This is a genomic window from Paenibacillus antarcticus (genome assembly GCF_001637225.1).
Lineage (GTDB): Bacteria > Bacillota > Bacilli > Paenibacillales > Paenibacillaceae > Paenibacillus_AQ > Paenibacillus_AQ antarcticus.
Genome location: NZ_LVJI01000006.1, coordinates 178,193 through 193,374 on the forward strand (window position 1 = coordinate 178,193; position 15,182 = coordinate 193,374).

The 15,182-nt window shown below is 42.8% G+C and carries 18 protein-coding genes and 1 riboswitch; all 18 genes read left to right on the top strand.

Annotation, left to right across the window (positions count from 1 at the left end):
* Positions 1-138 precede the first annotated feature (138 nt).
* Positions 139-1,206 carry a peptide chain release factor 1 gene (gene prfA, locus PBAT_RS05475; RefSeq protein ID WP_068647304.1) on the top strand — a complete coding sequence of 356 codons (1,068 nt, stop codon included), beginning with the start codon at positions 139-141 and terminating at the stop codon, positions 1,204-1,206.
* Positions 1,207-1,231: 25 nt separating this feature from the next.
* Positions 1,232-2,182 carry a peptide chain release factor N(5)-glutamine methyltransferase gene (gene prmC, locus PBAT_RS05480; protein WP_068647458.1) on the top strand — a complete coding sequence of 317 codons (951 nt, stop codon included), beginning with the start codon at positions 1,232-1,234 and terminating at the stop codon, positions 2,180-2,182.
* A gap of 79 nt (positions 2,183-2,261) precedes the next feature.
* Positions 2,262-3,449: an FtsW/RodA/SpoVE family cell cycle protein gene (locus PBAT_RS05485; RefSeq protein ID WP_068647306.1), complete on the top strand. Its 1,188-nt coding sequence runs from the start codon at positions 2,262-2,264 to the stop codon at positions 3,447-3,449.
* 209 nt (positions 3,450-3,658) lie between these two features.
* On the top strand, positions 3,659-4,333 hold the full coding sequence (gene spoIIR, locus PBAT_RS05490) for a stage II sporulation protein R (protein ID WP_068647460.1): 675 nt from the start codon (positions 3,659-3,661) through the stop codon (positions 4,331-4,333).
* A gap of 180 nt (positions 4,334-4,513) precedes the next feature.
* Entirely contained in the window at positions 4,514-5,725 is a 1,212-nt protein-coding gene (locus PBAT_RS05495; RefSeq protein ID WP_149466280.1) for an L-threonylcarbamoyladenylate synthase, read from the top strand.
* Positions 5,726-5,881: 156 nt separating this feature from the next.
* Positions 5,882-6,442: a manganese efflux pump MntP gene (locus tag PBAT_RS05500; RefSeq protein ID WP_068647308.1), complete on the top strand. Its 561-nt coding sequence runs from the start codon at positions 5,882-5,884 to the stop codon at positions 6,440-6,442.
* Between the two features lie 39 nt (positions 6,443-6,481).
* Positions 6,482-7,060: a low molecular weight protein arginine phosphatase gene (locus tag PBAT_RS05505; RefSeq protein ID WP_084402842.1), complete on the top strand. Its 579-nt coding sequence runs from the start codon at positions 6,482-6,484 to the stop codon at positions 7,058-7,060.
* A 50-nt stretch (positions 7,061-7,110) separates the two neighbouring features.
* Positions 7,111-7,192, top strand: a riboswitch (ZMP/ZTP riboswitch).
* Between the two features lie 102 nt (positions 7,193-7,294).
* Positions 7,295-7,750 carry a ribose 5-phosphate isomerase B gene (rpiB, locus tag PBAT_RS05510; RefSeq protein ID WP_068647310.1) on the top strand — a complete coding sequence of 152 codons (456 nt, stop codon included), beginning with the start codon at positions 7,295-7,297 and terminating at the stop codon, positions 7,748-7,750.
* A gap of 13 nt (positions 7,751-7,763) precedes the next feature.
* On the top strand, positions 7,764-8,372 hold the full coding sequence (locus tag PBAT_RS05515; protein ID WP_068647312.1) for a TIGR01440 family protein: 609 nt from the start codon (positions 7,764-7,766) through the stop codon (positions 8,370-8,372).
* A 228-nt stretch (positions 8,373-8,600) separates the two neighbouring features.
* Positions 8,601-9,851 (top strand): serine hydroxymethyltransferase, encoded by a 1,251-nt coding sequence (locus PBAT_RS05520; protein WP_068647466.1) that lies wholly within the window; start codon positions 8,601-8,603, stop codon positions 9,849-9,851.
* Between the two features lie 428 nt (positions 9,852-10,279).
* A complete protein-coding gene (gene upp / locus PBAT_RS05525; RefSeq protein WP_068647314.1) occupies positions 10,280-10,915 on the top strand; it encodes a uracil phosphoribosyltransferase in 636 nt (211 codons plus the stop codon).
* A 22-nt stretch (positions 10,916-10,937) separates the two neighbouring features.
* Positions 10,938-12,095 carry a non-hydrolyzing UDP-N-acetylglucosamine 2-epimerase gene (gene wecB / locus PBAT_RS05530; protein ID WP_068647316.1) on the top strand — a complete coding sequence of 386 codons (1,158 nt, stop codon included), beginning with the start codon at positions 10,938-10,940 and terminating at the stop codon, positions 12,093-12,095.
* A 172-nt stretch (positions 12,096-12,267) separates the two neighbouring features.
* On the top strand, positions 12,268-12,501 hold the full coding sequence (locus PBAT_RS05535) for an ATPase F0F1 (RefSeq protein ID WP_068647318.1): 234 nt from the start codon (positions 12,268-12,270) through the stop codon (positions 12,499-12,501).
* A complete protein-coding gene (locus tag PBAT_RS05540) occupies positions 12,494-12,871 on the top strand; it encodes an ATP synthase subunit I (protein WP_068647320.1) in 378 nt (125 codons plus the stop codon). The genes PBAT_RS05535 and PBAT_RS05540 overlap by 8 nt, the downstream gene beginning before the upstream one ends.
* A gap of 31 nt (positions 12,872-12,902) precedes the next feature.
* Positions 12,903-13,664: a F0F1 ATP synthase subunit A gene (gene atpB, locus PBAT_RS05545; RefSeq protein ID WP_068647322.1), complete on the top strand. Its 762-nt coding sequence runs from the start codon at positions 12,903-12,905 to the stop codon at positions 13,662-13,664.
* Between the two features lie 99 nt (positions 13,665-13,763).
* The gene (gene atpE / locus PBAT_RS05550; protein ID WP_036699216.1) at positions 13,764-13,976 is read left to right on the top strand and encodes a F0F1 ATP synthase subunit C; all 213 of its coding nucleotides are present in this window, start codon (positions 13,764-13,766) and stop codon (positions 13,974-13,976) included.
* Positions 13,977-14,142: 166 nt separating this feature from the next.
* Positions 14,143-14,631: a F0F1 ATP synthase subunit B gene (gene atpF / locus PBAT_RS05555; RefSeq protein WP_068647325.1), complete on the top strand. Its 489-nt coding sequence runs from the start codon at positions 14,143-14,145 to the stop codon at positions 14,629-14,631.
* Positions 14,628-15,179 carry a F0F1 ATP synthase subunit delta gene (locus tag PBAT_RS05560; RefSeq protein ID WP_068647328.1) on the top strand — a complete coding sequence of 184 codons (552 nt, stop codon included), beginning with the start codon at positions 14,628-14,630 and terminating at the stop codon, positions 15,177-15,179. The genes atpF and PBAT_RS05560 overlap by 4 nt, the downstream gene beginning before the upstream one ends.
* Positions 15,180-15,182 lie beyond the last annotated feature (3 nt).

The window sequence follows — 15,182 nt, forward strand, 5'->3', positions numbered from 1 at the left end:
TGTAGGTACTAAGATAATCCATAATGTAATGACAAGCCGTGGAAAATATGATTCTTTATATTAAATATTTTTAAAATATGATATAATAAAGAGTCGAAATTGTATTGGTTTGATCTTGAATAGGAGAGGTGACCCCCAATGTTGGACAGATTACAATCCTTGGCGGACCGCTATGAGAAACTGAGCGAACTGCTCTGTGACCCTGACGTTGTTAGCGATAACACAAAGTTACGGGAGTATTCTAAAGAACAATCAGATTTGCAGCCTGCGTTTGAGGCTTTTACTGAATATAGAACGGTTATAGAAGAGTTGAACGCGGCTAAGTTGATGCAAGCTGAGAAGCTTGATGATGAAATGCGTGAGATGGTTAAGATGGAAATCGATGAACTGACATCTCGTCATGAAGAGTTGGATAGTAAGATTCGTATCCTTCTTCTGCCTAAGGACCCTAATGATGATAAGAACGTCATTGTTGAAATTCGTGGTGCTGCTGGTGGGGATGAGGCAGCTTTATTTGCCGCTGATCTTTATCGTATGTACACACGTTATGCCGATGCGCAAGGATGGAAAGTAGAAATCATGGACATCAACAGCAATGACCTTGGTGGGTTTAAAGAAGTAATCTTCTCCATTAATGGTCGCGGTGCTTATAGCAAGATGAAATATGAAAGTGGTGCACATCGTGTGCAACGTATTCCAACCACAGAATCAGGCGGACGAATTCATACGTCGACTTCGACCGTGGCAGTTATGCCAGAAGCGGAAGAATTTGAAATTGAAATTCATGACAAAGATATTCGTGTGGATACATTCTGTTCTAGTGGTGCTGGCGGACAATCCGTTAATACGACGAAATCTGCTGTACGTGTAACGCACATTCCTACGGGGATTGTGGCAACGTGCCAAGATGGTAAATCACAGAATAAGAATAAAGATTCAGCACTTAAAGTACTTCGTACGCGTATTTCAGATATGACGCGCCTAGAGGAAGAAGCTAAGTACGCTGGCGAGCGTAAAAGTAAAGTAGGTACAGGCGATCGAAGTGAACGCATTCGTACGTATAACTTTCCACAGAGCCGCGTAACCGATCACCGTATCGGTCTGACTGTACACAAGTTGGATCAGATCATGAATGGTGATATGGAAGATATTATTTCAGCATTAAGTATTGCTGAACAAACAGATTTGATGGATAAAGGGGAATAATGCTTTGAATAACGGGGCTTTTGTTATGACAGCAAAGCAAAGTATACGGGGGGCCTTTGCGGAGGCTTCCTCTTTTTTAACTCAATGTGGCGTAATGGAGCCGCAAAGGAATGCTCAGCTGTTACTTGAACATGTACTGGGCTTGTCTAGCACCGCCTATTATATGGCGCTGCCAGAACTCTTCCCAGAAGAATTTATTACGGCTTGGGAAGACGCAGTTACACGCAAAGCTGCGGGTGAACCTGCGCAGTATATCATTGGAGAGCAGGAGTTCTACGGCCTGCTCTTTACTGTAACGCCGTCTGTGTTAATCCCACGGCCAGAGACTGAACTGCTGGTCGAAGCTATTCTGCAGCAGGCTGAACGGCTATGGCCGGGCCGAACAGTGGCATCTGCTAATCGCGACGTTGCTACTGCAGCGGGCACGAATGAGCTCGCACCGCTAGTTGCGTCAGAGCCGCTCGTGGTCGCCGACATCGGCACTGGTAGCGGGGCTATTGCCGTGACGCTAGCTTCGCAGGCTTCGGGCCTGCGCGTATACGCCAGCGACATTTCGCCGGAGGCGCTTCGCGTAGCCGAGCGTAATGCGGCCCGCCACGGGGCAGCCGTTGCCTTTCGTGAAGGCAACCTGCTCGCGCCGTTTGCCGGGATGGCGTTGGACATTCTTGTGTCCAACCCGCCTTATATACCAGCGGATACCATCGCTGGTCTACAGCGCGAAGTACGCGACTTCGAGCCGCGCTTAGCGCTCGATGGCGGCGAGGATGGTCTATGGCCCTATCGCATCATGATTGAACAGATCGATCTACTCGAGGCACCTCCCCGAATTATCGGCTTCGAACTCGGCATGGGCCAAGCTATGGATGTTGCTGATATGTTACGTCAAGCGGGACATTGGAGTGAGATCATTATTGTGCCTGATTTAGCAGGGATAGATCGTCATGTTATTGGTGTAGATAGTTTATTTGAATTATGAAGTGATATTCCTATACAATAGAGCTAAGTGCTCTAAGGAAGCACAAGAGGCAGGAAGCCTCATCACTGGAGGGCGGCACATGCTTCGAAAGCTAAAAAAAATAGATCTTATTATAGTAGTAGCGCTATTTGCGCTTATGGCAATTAGTATACTATCTATATATAGTGTAACTAACGGAAGACCCGTTTATGATGGGCATCACTTGACGATGTTGAAGTACTATATCGTATCTTTTGTAGCTTTCTTTGTATTGGTCATGATTGACTACCGAATATTAATCAAATACTCCTTATATATTTATTTATTTGGGTTATCGTTGCTTGGCGTTGTGAGTTTTTTTGGGAAGTCTAAGAACGGTGCATCTGGATGGTTGGATGTAGGTGGACTTTCGTTACAGCCGGCGGAACTTTTCAAATTGTGTTTAATTCTTTTCCTAAGTTATGTTCTTGTTCGGAAGAATAAGAATCAGTTGTCCTTTTGGCGCGATGTTGTTCCAGTTGGTATGATTGCTTTCATTCCATTTGTGCTGGTAATCCTGCAGAACGATCTTGGGAACTCAGGAAGTTATGTCATTATTTTGTTGGGTTTAATTTGGATTGGTAATATTAAATTTTCTCACGCTATGATCGCAATGGTCATCATGATTGGAGCACTCATTGGGGGCATTCAGGGGTATATCCATTATCATGACAATATCAAAACATCTTTGGAATCAATCGGCAAAGATCACTGGATCGAAAGACTCGACCCTTGGCTTGTTCCTGAGAAAGCGACAGCTAAAGCTCTTTATCATACTGATAATGCGAAGCGTGCTATTGGTTCTGGTGGTATGGGTGGTGAGGGATATATGAAGGGGACTTCGGTTCAATCAGAACGTGTACCGTATACCTATTCTGACTCTATCTTTGTGCAGATTGCTGAGGAATTCGGATTTATCGGGGCATCTGTATTGCTCTTGGTTTATTTTGTAATGATTCATCGCATGATTCTTATTGCATTAGAGTGTAAGGATCGAGCGGGGCCATACCTCATTGTGGGTGTCGTTGCTATGATGTTATATCAAATTTTTGAGAACATCGGTGCGTTTATCGGAATTATGCCTTTAACAGGGATAACACTTCCATTCATTAGTTTCGGAGGAACGTCATTGCTTATTAATATGGCTAGTATTGGTATAGTGATGAGTGTGCGAGTTCATAGTGGAGATGAAGAAGATGAATTCGTGGTTCAACCCGCGAACTATGCTAATGCTGGGAATCAGAACTAATATCGATGCAACATTTGGGTGATTCGAACAGAAACACTCTGATAACCTATCAGGTTTATCAGAGTGTTTTTTTGTTTTTCACAATATTACTAGATTCATAGGTTTGGACTCTCTCAGAAAAGGACATACTGACAAGTATGATTCGATAGAGTGGAGTGATTAATGTGAAATGGAATATTATAAAGTGGGACGAACATAGATCAGACATACTGCGAGTTGTAGTAAAGAAAGTAGCTATCATATTTAGTTTATTGTTTATGCTTGTGATGTCTTGGGATACACAGCGGACAGATGCATCTGTTGTGGGTGGAGCTATTCCGAAGGAATCCATTCGATTGCGTATTCTGGCAAATTCAGATAATGTGGGGGACCAACTTGTCAAAAGAGAAATTAGAGATGCGATAGTAGCAGAGATGAATGGATGGGTCGGTGAACTTGAAGATCCACAAAATCTAGATCAGGCCAGAGAAACGATTCGTAATCATATGGAAGACTTGAATCAATTGGTGGGAAGAGAGCTGAGTAATCGAGGTATTAATTACGCTTATGCTGTGGAGCTAAGTGTAGTCCCTTTCCCAACTAAATTATATGGTGGGACGGTATATCCTGCGGGAGATTATGAAGCGCTTCGCGTTACCTTGGGAGAAGGGAAAGGTCAGAATTGGTGGTGTGTATTATTTCCGCCTCTATGTTTTATTGATGCTGGCAGCGGAGATGCAGTAGCTACAACGCCTGAAGTAAAGGTGCAAGCAACTGAAATGAACGATTCCAAAGAATTGGCAGTCAAGCAGGTTTCTAGCGTGTCTACACAAGAACCAGAAGTGCGCTTCTTCTTATGGGATCTCCTTAGTGGGATTCTGGATTGGGTCACAGGATTGTTCTAGTAAGTCAGAATTTAATTGCATGAGGTTTTGTGCTAACATAAGAAAAGAAGTGATAGCTAAAGTGCTTCAGCCGGGAGGTTGGGATATTACCCCGGGTTGGTCGCGCTTTTTCGCTATGTAATGAATATCACATGTAAAGTAACAACACTGAAATTTATATAGAAAGCCTGGGATATAACAATGACGCATAGACTTGATAAGGGAATGGATAACGCTACAGAGCAGGTAGGAATGACAACGGCCTATTGGAATGTTCAGTCATTATCTGAGGAAGGCGAATTTTCTGATAAACAAGATATATCTACTAGACGAGCTATGAGTGAAGCGGCCTCACTTTTGCTTAAGGGTGGAATCGTGGCTTTCCCCACTGAAACTGTATATGGTCTAGGGGCGGATGCTCGGAGTACAGCGGCAGTAGAAGCGGTGTTTGCTGCTAAAGGGCGCCCTTCTGATAACCCGTTGATCGTTCATATTGCTGAGCGTTCGCAATTAGAGTCGCTTGTCACAGAAGTTCCTCCTATCGCACTCACGTTAATGGACATGTATTGGCCGGGGCCACTTACGATCGTACTTCCTCTACGTCCCAATGTGCTCTCGAATCGTGTTACCGCAGGCTTGGATACAGTGGGGATACGTATGCCTAACCATAGGGTTGCATTGGCCTTGATTCAAGAGGCAGGTTGTCCCGTTGCTGCTCCTAGTGCGAATCGCTCAGGGCGGCCTAGCCCCACGCTTGCGTCACATGTACAAGAAGACTTGGATGGTCGAATTGATGGGGTTCTTGATGGTGGTCCAGCCGGTGTAGGTCTTGAATCTACGGTAGTACGGGTGTTCTCAAATGGGGTTATACAAGTGTTGCGACCCGGAGGTATTACGATAGAACAACTTGGGAAAGTGAAGGGTGCTACCGTTATTAGTGTGGGAGGAGCCTATGAAGAAGCACAGTCAGCGATCTCACCAGAAATAATGACGGAGAGTGTACAAGTTAAGAAAGTTGCTTCTGAGGCTCCACGTTCTCCTGGAGTGAAGTACACGCACTATGCACCACAGGGAGAGCTTAGTATTGTAAGAGGCTCTTCACCGCAAGCTGTTGCATCTGAAATTGAATTATTGTTAGACAAGGCTCGACATGATGGAACTATGACGGGTTTACTTGCTTTTGAAGAACATATGCCATTCTATGGCTTGAATCCTGCAAATATTGTTATTTCTCTCGGATCGATAGATACGCTTGCTGAAGCCGCTCATAAGTTATATACGTCTCTGCGACTTTTTGATGAGATGGGTGTGGCCTATATGCTATCTGAGGCTTGTCCTGAAGAGGGGCTTGGCGAAGCTATTATGAATCGACTTGTGAAGGCGGCAGGTGGTAGGATCATTGAGATTGAATAGCATGTATATATAAGATCCCCTTGCTAGTAAGTTCATATTTGGATGACTTTTTTTGGTTGAGTCTATGGGAAATACCCTGTTCCTAGTCATGTTTCACATCTTGTCCGCATATGGTTGTACAAAAGTGAAAGTACAAACGGACATGGAGGTATACTCATGCTAGAGAACTCTGCCGGATTAGGGCAGCTCATTACAATTTTTATTATGGCGGCAGCTTTAGGGATGGATGCCTTTTCGCTTGGTGTGGGTATTGGTATGAAAGGAATTAGATTGCTACACGTGCTTAGGATTAGTGTAATGATCGGTATATTTCATATCATCATGCCTTTGTTAGGAATGTTTACGGGACAATACGTGGGATTGCTGTTGGGGAAAGTTACGAGCTATGTCGCCGGTGGGTTATTAATATTACTCGGAAGCCATATGATTCTTAATGCTTTTCGTGGAGGATTTGCCAAACCTGTCAATCATCGTTCTTGGGGGGGGATGATACTCTTCTCACTAAGTGTGAGCATTGATTCCTTTTCAGTAGGCGTTTCTTTGGGGATGTTTAAAAGTGATCTGTTATTAACCATTCTAACCTTCGGGTTCTTCGGTGGGTTAATGTCGATAATGGGTCTGCTACTTGGGCGGAAAGTGAGTCGTAATCTTGGAGACTATGGTGAAGCGCTCGGGGGTGTGGTATTACTAGCATTTGGACTGATGTTTATCATTTGATACAATATAGAGAAGATTTATATATGGAGGTGGAGAAACGTGTTGCGTATTTTATTTGTGTGTACAGGGAATACATGTCGTAGCCCGATGGCAGAAGCTATTCTCCGGAAATCAGCTAAAGAGCGTGGTTTGCAACTTGAGGTGCAGTCTGCTGGTGTTGCTGCTAGCCAAGGTGCACCTATCTCTAGACATACCGAAGCGGTATTACGTGATCATAATATAGATGACAAGATAACTTCACAGTCACTCAGATTGGATATCGTACGTGAGAGTGATCTGATTCTTACATTAACACAAGCGCATAAACAACATGTTATTAGGAATTTCCCCGAAGTTGTGGGGAGAATCTATACATTGAAAGAATATGCTGAGGATGACAAAGAGGTACTTCAAGACCTAGCGGAGATGGATACCCTATATGCAGCTTGGGCTATGGACAAAGCTTTGGGTAAACCTATGGAGAACAGGGAACGGATGATTGAGCTCCAGCAACGCATTCCAAGTTTTGATATATCAGATCCATTTGGTGGATCGCGTGAAGATTATGAATTAGCAGCAGCAGAAATACGTACAGCGATTGATCGGTTCTTAGTAAAGTTAGAAGTGAATCCTAACTAAATGACCGTTGCATTTCATCGGCGTTTGTTTTATCATGAACTTAGAAGAATCGGTTCCGATGTAACTGGCGACGCTGTGGGATTAACCACGATGGAGCATCGGAATATACGGCCGGTCGCCTGGGCACAAGAGCAATTCTACGGAATACCGTAGACTGCTCTTTTTTCGTCTTTTGGCCATTTGAGGTATAATGGTACAAGACAAAAGAGGAATAATTAGGAGGTTTTTCGACAGATGAGAATTGCTTTAGGAACAGATCACGGTGGTATTCGTTTGAAACAAGACATCATGAATGTAATTGAGAAATTAGGGCATGTCGTTGTAGATGTAGGGTGCGATTGCTCGGATGCTGTTGACTACCCGGATTATGCTCTTCCTGTTTGTGAACAGGTTATATCGGGTGAAGCAGACAGAGGAATATTAGTGTGCGGGACGGGTATCGGTATGAGTATTGCCGCTAATAAGGTTCCTGGCATTCGATGTGCACTGGTTCACGATACATTCTCAGCTAAGGCAACAAGAGAACATAATGATACGAATGTACTCGCACTTGGAGAACGTGTCATTGGGCCTGGCTTAGCTTGTGAGATCGTCAAAGAATGGCTTGTTACAGAGTTCAGTGGAGAAGAGCGCCATGTCAACCGTGTGAACAAAATCAAGCAAATTGAAGATCGGTATACGCAAGTCTAAGGAGGGTTTCTGCATGGAAGAAAGTTCGATGACAGCATGTACTTCACTTAAACAACAAGTAGCGGCTGTACTACGTGAAATTGTTGAGGTCGCTCATCTCGGTGCTGGGAAATTACTCGTGGTAGGTACGAGTACCAGTGAAGTAGCAGGTAGCCGTATAGGCACGGCAGGGGCATTAGAAGTAGCGAACGAATTACTTCTTGGTATCGAAGAGATTCGAGAAGAGTTTGGATTCCATGTTGTGTTTCAATGCTGCGAGCATTTGAACAGGTCGTTAGTGATAGAGCGAACACTTTTGGAAGAACTACGCTTGACCGAAGTAGCCGCGATTCCCTATCCTACAGCGGGTGGATCAATGGCCTCTGCTGCGTATCGGAATATGTCGGATCCTTGCCTTGCAGAAAGTGTGGAAGCACACGCTGGAATCGACATCGGTGAGACCATGATTGGCATGCATCTACGGCATGTAGCAGTACCCTTTCGCCCGAGTATTCGGTATATAGGACAGGCACGCGTGAATGCAGCCTATACACGTCCGAAGCTGATTGGCGGCGAACGGGCGCAATATCAATTGGAAGATGACTCTTCCATACAGCAAGGCAATTCTCATACTTGTGATTAACTATAAAAATGCAGTGACGAGTAAAGTTTTAAGAAAGAAACGGCTCTAAGTCGTAACTATTGCTTGCCTAATTATGGGGTATGCATGAAGTAGCGAAGGTGACGGAATTGTCTTGTAGAAGCGAAGTGTTCGCCTACAGGGTTTCCGTAGCGGTCATCCTACACGAATATTTGATAAGCACGTGTGTGGTCAGTAACTTTATTACTAAAAACTATTAGGAGGAACATTATCATGGAACAATTACGTAATTATGACCCAGCAGTACTAGAGGCTATGAACCTAGAGCTTAAACGTCAACGCAATAATATCGAACTTATCGCTTCAGAGAATATTGTAAGCGAAGCAGTTATGGAAGCAATGGGATCCGTTCTAACGAACAAATATGCAGAAGGATATCCAGGTAAAAGATATTATGGCGGTTGTGAACACGTCGATATCGTAGAAGACATCGCTCGTGATCGTGCGAAAGAATTGTTTGGTGCTGAGCATGTTAACTTGCAGCCGCATTCCGGTGCACAGGCGAATATGGCAGTCTATCTTGCAGCTCTTAAACCTGGGGATACTGTCCTTGGTATGAACCTTGCTCATGGTGGTCACTTAACACACGGAAGTCCTGTTAATGCTTCGGGTCTACTTTATAACTTTGTTCCTTATGGTGTTCAAGAAGATACTTTCCTAATTGATTATGATGAAGTTCGTAAATTAGCATTCAAGCACCGTCCTCGTTTACTTGTAGCGGGTGCAAGTGCATACCCTCGTACCATTGACTTTGAAGCTCTTGCGTCCATTGCTAATGATGTAGGTGCGCTATTCATGGTAGACATGGCTCATATCGCGGGATTAGTTGCTGGAGGGGTTCATCCGAGTCCAGTGCCACACGCACACTTTGTAACAACGACAACGCACAAAACACTTCGTGGTCCTCGCGGAGGAATGATTATCTGTAAGCAACCGTGGGCACAAGCAATTGACAAGGCAGTATTCCCGGGATCACAGGGTGGACCATTAATGCATGTTATCGCTTCTAAAGCTGTAGCACTTAAGGAAGCATTGGACCCATCATTTAAGATTTATGCGCAGAACGTTGTTAAGAATGCTCAAGTGCTGGCTGAGACGCTAATTAGTGAAGGATTGAATATCGTTTCAGGTGGTACGGATAACCACTTGATGTTAATTGATACACGTAGTGTGAATATTACGGGTAAATTGGCAGAGAAGGTACTAGATTCAATCGGTATTACTGTAAATAAGAATGCCATTCCGTTTGACCCAACAAGCCCGTTCGTAACGAGTGGTATCCGTCTGGGTACTCCTGCTGCAACATCACGTGGCATGGATGAGAAGGCTATGGTTGAAATTGGGAAGATCATTGCTCTAACGCTTAAGAACCCAGATGACGAAGCGGTACTAGCTCAAGCTGCTTTACGTGTAACTGAATTAACGGATCAATACCCGCTATATTCCGATTTGAAATACTAAGCGGTACAAAGGATACTTCTAAGAACTGGATAGTTTATTCCAGTTCTTTTTTTCTTGCAATATTTTATTGAACATAAACGTCAACACATAATGCTTCATTTTATGAGAATAAGATGAAACTATGAGGTCAGTAGAACGTAGTTATTAGAATCTGTTTTGAAGTGATGAAGTAAGTTGGGAACCGTATGTGGGTATATTATAACCGTAGTGTATGAATATCCAATTTCAAGAAAACATGGTGTACAACAATAGCGCGTAATGATACGTTAAATCAGTGTTAAAAACATTGATATTCTGAGGTCTTCTCGCCGGTAATTGGTTACTTCGATCTATGTAGGTGCAAATTCTTTTCACAGAATGCTATAATAGACAAGGTTTGAAAGTCAATAACAACAATAAGACATATGAATTAACCGGAGGGACTTACCATGGGACAAGGCAAATTGGTGATTTGTGATCACCCTTTGATTCAACACAAGCTTACTTTTATTCGTGATGTAGAGACTAACACTAAGGACTTTCGAGAACTTGTTGATGAAGTAGCTACTTTAATGGCATATGAAATTACACGAGATATTCCGCTAGAGACCGTTACAGTACAGACACCAGTGGCTACAACAGAAAGTCGCGTTATTTCTGGGCGTATGTTAGGACTTGTTCCTATTCTGAGAGCAGGACTTGGCATGTTAGATGGCGTACTCAAGTTACTTCCAGCAGCTAAGGTAGGTCACGTCGGACTATTCCGCGATCCTGACACTCTTCAACCTGTAGAATACTATACGAAGTTGCCAACAGATGTTACGGAACGTGAATTGATTGTTATCGATCCGATGCTTGCAACAGGCGGTTCAGCTATCGCTGCTATTGATGTACTGAAGAAGCGTGGTTGCACTCAGATTAAGATGATGAATCTCATTGCAGCACCAGAAGGTGTTAAGGCCGTACACGATGCTCATCCTGATGTAGATATTTATGTAGCGGCATTGGATGAACGTTTAGATGAACATGGTTATATTATCCCTGGATTAGGGGATGCAGGAGACCGTCTATACGGAACAAAGTAAGAAAAAGAGGGGGAGTCAATTTATGTCAAAGATAAAAGTAATGACGATCTTCGGAGTTCGACCTGAAGCAATTAAGATGGCTCCACTCATTCTTGAATTGCAGAAGCACTCTGACAGAATTGAATCGGTTGTTTGTGTAACAGCACAACATCGTCAAATGTTAGATCAGGTGCTAGAAGTATTTAATATTCACCCTGACTATGATCTGGATATTATGAAGGAAAGTCAGACGTTAAATGAAATATCAATTCGTGTATTGGCAGGACTTGAGCCTGTTCTCCGCGAAGCTAAGCCTGATATTGTACTTGTTCACGGAGATACACTAACGACCTTTCTTGCTAGTTATGCAGCGTTTATGCAACAGATTAAGGTGGGTCATGTAGAAGCAGGATTAAGAACTTGGAATAAGCAATCTCCGTTCCCTGAAGAGATGAATCGTCAGTTAACAGGAGTTATTGCGGACTTACATTTTTCTCCTACAGATTTGTCTGCAAATAATTTGCTTACTGAAAACAAATCAAAGGCAAGCATTTATATCACAGGCAATACCGTTACAGATGTGTTTCAATATACTGTACAACCTGATTATCAGCATCCTGTATTGGACTGGGCATCAGGCAAGAGACTCATATTGATGACGGCGCATCGTAGAGAATCTCAGGGTGAACCACATCGTAATATCTTCAATGCGGTTAAACGAATTGCTGATGAATTCGAGGATGTAGCCATTGTATATCCGGTTCATCCAAGTCCAGCTGTGAAGGACCCAGCGCATGAGATTCTAGGGAATCATCCTCGAATTAAACTCATAGAACCGTTGGATGTCGTTGATTTGCATAATTTTTATCCTCATACTCAATTGATTTTGACTGATTCTGGGGGGCTGCAGGAAGAAGCACCGTCCTATGGTATACCTGTACTTGTGCTTCGGGATACGACAGAGCGTCCTGAGGGAATCGAAGCAGGAACACTAGAATTGATAGGCACGGATGAAGAGAAGGTATATGAATGGACTAAGCGTTTATTAACTGATTCTGCGGTGTATGATTCTATGAGTAAGGCTGCCAATCCATACGGTGATGGTAGAGCGTCAGAAAGAATTGTCAATGCGATTCTACATAATTTTGGATTAGAAAAAGAACGTCCTGAAGAGTTTCACAGAATGTTCACAAAAAAATGAGTTCGTGTTATATTTTAATCAATAGAATAGTGTACAGTTATACTGTACGGTTTTCATAAGGTTTGCTGGATATGCGACATGTATTTCATCGCATTTTCACGCTTTAATGCAATGAAAACGTTTGATTGACAAACTCTTCAGTCATTCAGTAAAATAAGTTGGGATTAATGCTATGGACAACCCACAACGTAATGATAATCCTTGGTTTATGGCTCTTTATATTGGAGGAGCTGGAGGCATCCTAGCTACCTATATTCTCATTGGTTTTTTTACAGCGAGATGGTTGGTAGGTATGGTGGAAGGACCAAGATATTGGATCGCCATTGGTACGATTTCAGGGCTTTTGTTAGGTTCCTTTCATATTGTCATGTTGATCAAAAAAATGATGGGGGAACAAGATGGATGATATAGCTTCCATTGTGAAGGGTGTCACCAGACTGTCATTGGTCATTATGGCAGGATTGTTGTTGGGGTGGGCCCTTCATCCGGAAACCAGAATTTATACGCTGGGTATGGTCTTAGGATTGGTAGGAGGTCTGGTAAGTGTTCGCCATCTAGGGTCTAAAACCCGGAAAGTGGCACGTGCCGTTGCGACCCAAGAGTCGAGAGCATTTAGCTTAGGCTTTATAAGCCGAATTAGTTTCGCTATTCTAGTTGTGATGTTCTCAGTGAAAATCGAACATTTTTCACTTGAACTAACCATTGCTGGACTCTTCCTACCACAGCTTTTGACCATTCCTGTAGGTATATATTTGAGTGTGAAAAAAGAGATTTAATATATTAAGCGAAAGGAGGAAATACATTTCAATGCATGAACATCCGATTATCCATGTGGGTGGGCTGAGTCTCGATCTATCCGCTATTTTTATGCTGTTGGTGAGTATGATTGTTGTATTCGTGTTCGTTAGGGTCTGCGTTAGTAATCTATCAGTAGAAAACCCTTCCAAGCTACAGAATTTCATGGAATGGGTTGTGGAATTTGTTCAAGGTCTAATTGGAAGCGCGATGGACTTGAAGAAGGGTAAGCAGTATGTTTCATTAGGGCTTACGCTTATTCTGTTCATTTTTGTTTCTAACTTGTTGGGACTACCGTTTTCTATCATTACCGAAGCACACGGTCCTACTGAAATCTTTGGTTACGTTATTGAAGCCACAAGAAATTTAGGTGCTGGCGAACATGCTGAGATTCTTTGGTGGAAATCACCAACTGCAGACATTAACATGACTGCTGGTCTTGCAATCGTTATCTTTATCTTAATGAACTATCTTGGGCTAAAGAACAACCGCAAACATTATTTGAAACACTATATCGAACCGTTTCCAATTTTCCTTCCATTGAATATTATTGAGAACTTAGCTAAGCCAATTGCGCTTGCAATCCGGTTATTCGCTAACATATTCGCTGGGGAAGTATTGATTACCGTTATCCTGAAGTTAGGTATTATAGGGATTCCGTTTCTCGCGGTTTGGCAAGGGTTCAGTATATTTGTAGGTGCATTACAAGCCTTCATATTTGTAATTCTGAGTATGGTATACATCGCTCAAACAACGATTCATGAAGAACATTAATTAACTTCAGCGAACAGATTCAATATATATTGAATTCTTTACGCAGAAGATATTATATTACACAAAATAATAAGAAGATTCAGAGGAGGATATTTTATAATGGAATTTTTAGCAGCAGCTATCGCAGTAGGTTTAGGGGCACTTGGTGCAGGTCTTGGTAACGGTATGATCGTAAGTAAGACAGTTGAATCTATCGCTCGTCAACCAGAGGCTCGTAACGCTCTACAAACAACGATGTTTATCGGTGTTGGTATCGTCGAAGTTATTCCTTTGGCAGCTACAGTTATCGCTTTCTTGATCATGTTCACGTAAATAATATTGATTGGCGGGGATGGCCGATGCCATCCACGCCTTCGTTTTGTTCAAATTACCAGTAGATATAAACTTATTTAATATTTACTGACGTTTTATAAGTAAACGCAGAACGCGTTTATGCTTGGTAATTCGCACTTCGTGCTAACAGAAAGGAGTGACTTCATTGGATCTTCATTTGGAAACTATAATCATATCTATTGTCTCATTTCTAGTTCTTTATTGGGCGCTTAGTAGATATGCTTTTGACAAGTTATTTAGCATTATGGAGCAACGCCGTTTACTCGTTCTAAAACAATTAGAAGATGCTAAGAAAACACAGGAACAAGCAACTCAATATGTTGAAGATCAGAAGGCTGCGTTGAATGAAGCTCGTAAAGAAGCTTATGAAATCGTAGAGCGCTCTAAACAGACAAGTAGTAAGCAAGCTGAACAGATTCTTGAAGAAGCTAGCAATGCTGTGGTACGTCTCAAGTCTGAGGCTGTACGCGATATTGAAAGCGAAAAGAACAAGGCTGTCGAAGCATTGCGTAGCGAAATTGGTACGGTTTCTGTAAAAATCGCATCCAAATTGCTTGAGAAAGAAGTCAATATGGATAATACGCAAGAGCAACTTGTTGACCAATACCTCAAAGAGGTAGGGGGCAAATCATGAGTCGCGATACGGTAGTCGCTAAACGGTATGCTAAAGCACTGTTTGAAGTGGCCTCACAGGAGCAGGCAACGCTTGAAGTTGAACAGGATTTGAAGGCAGTTGTAGAAGCGGTTCAGTCGAATAAAGAGATTGAATTTTTCTTAACTACACCAAACATTTCTGATTCCAATAAATTGAATGCGCTCAATGGAGCTCTTCAGGGCAAGCTGTCACAGTCTGTGATCAATACCGTGGATCTACTTGTGAAACGGCGTAGAACTGATATATTGCCTGATCTTCTAGAAAGCTACATCAAGTTCAGAGGTGAAAGCCTAGGGATGGCGGATGCTGTTGTTTACTCAACATATGCGTTAGATGAAGCAGCGAAAGAAGCAGTAGCGGCTGAATTTGGCCAAGTTACGCACAAAACGATTCGTGTAAATAACGTTATCGATAAGAGCTTACTTGGAGGATTAAAGGTTGTGATCGGTGATACGCTGTACGACGGTAGTATATCCGGTAAGCTTGCGCGTCTTGAAAAATCTTTTAATGACAAGCACAGTAGATAGGGG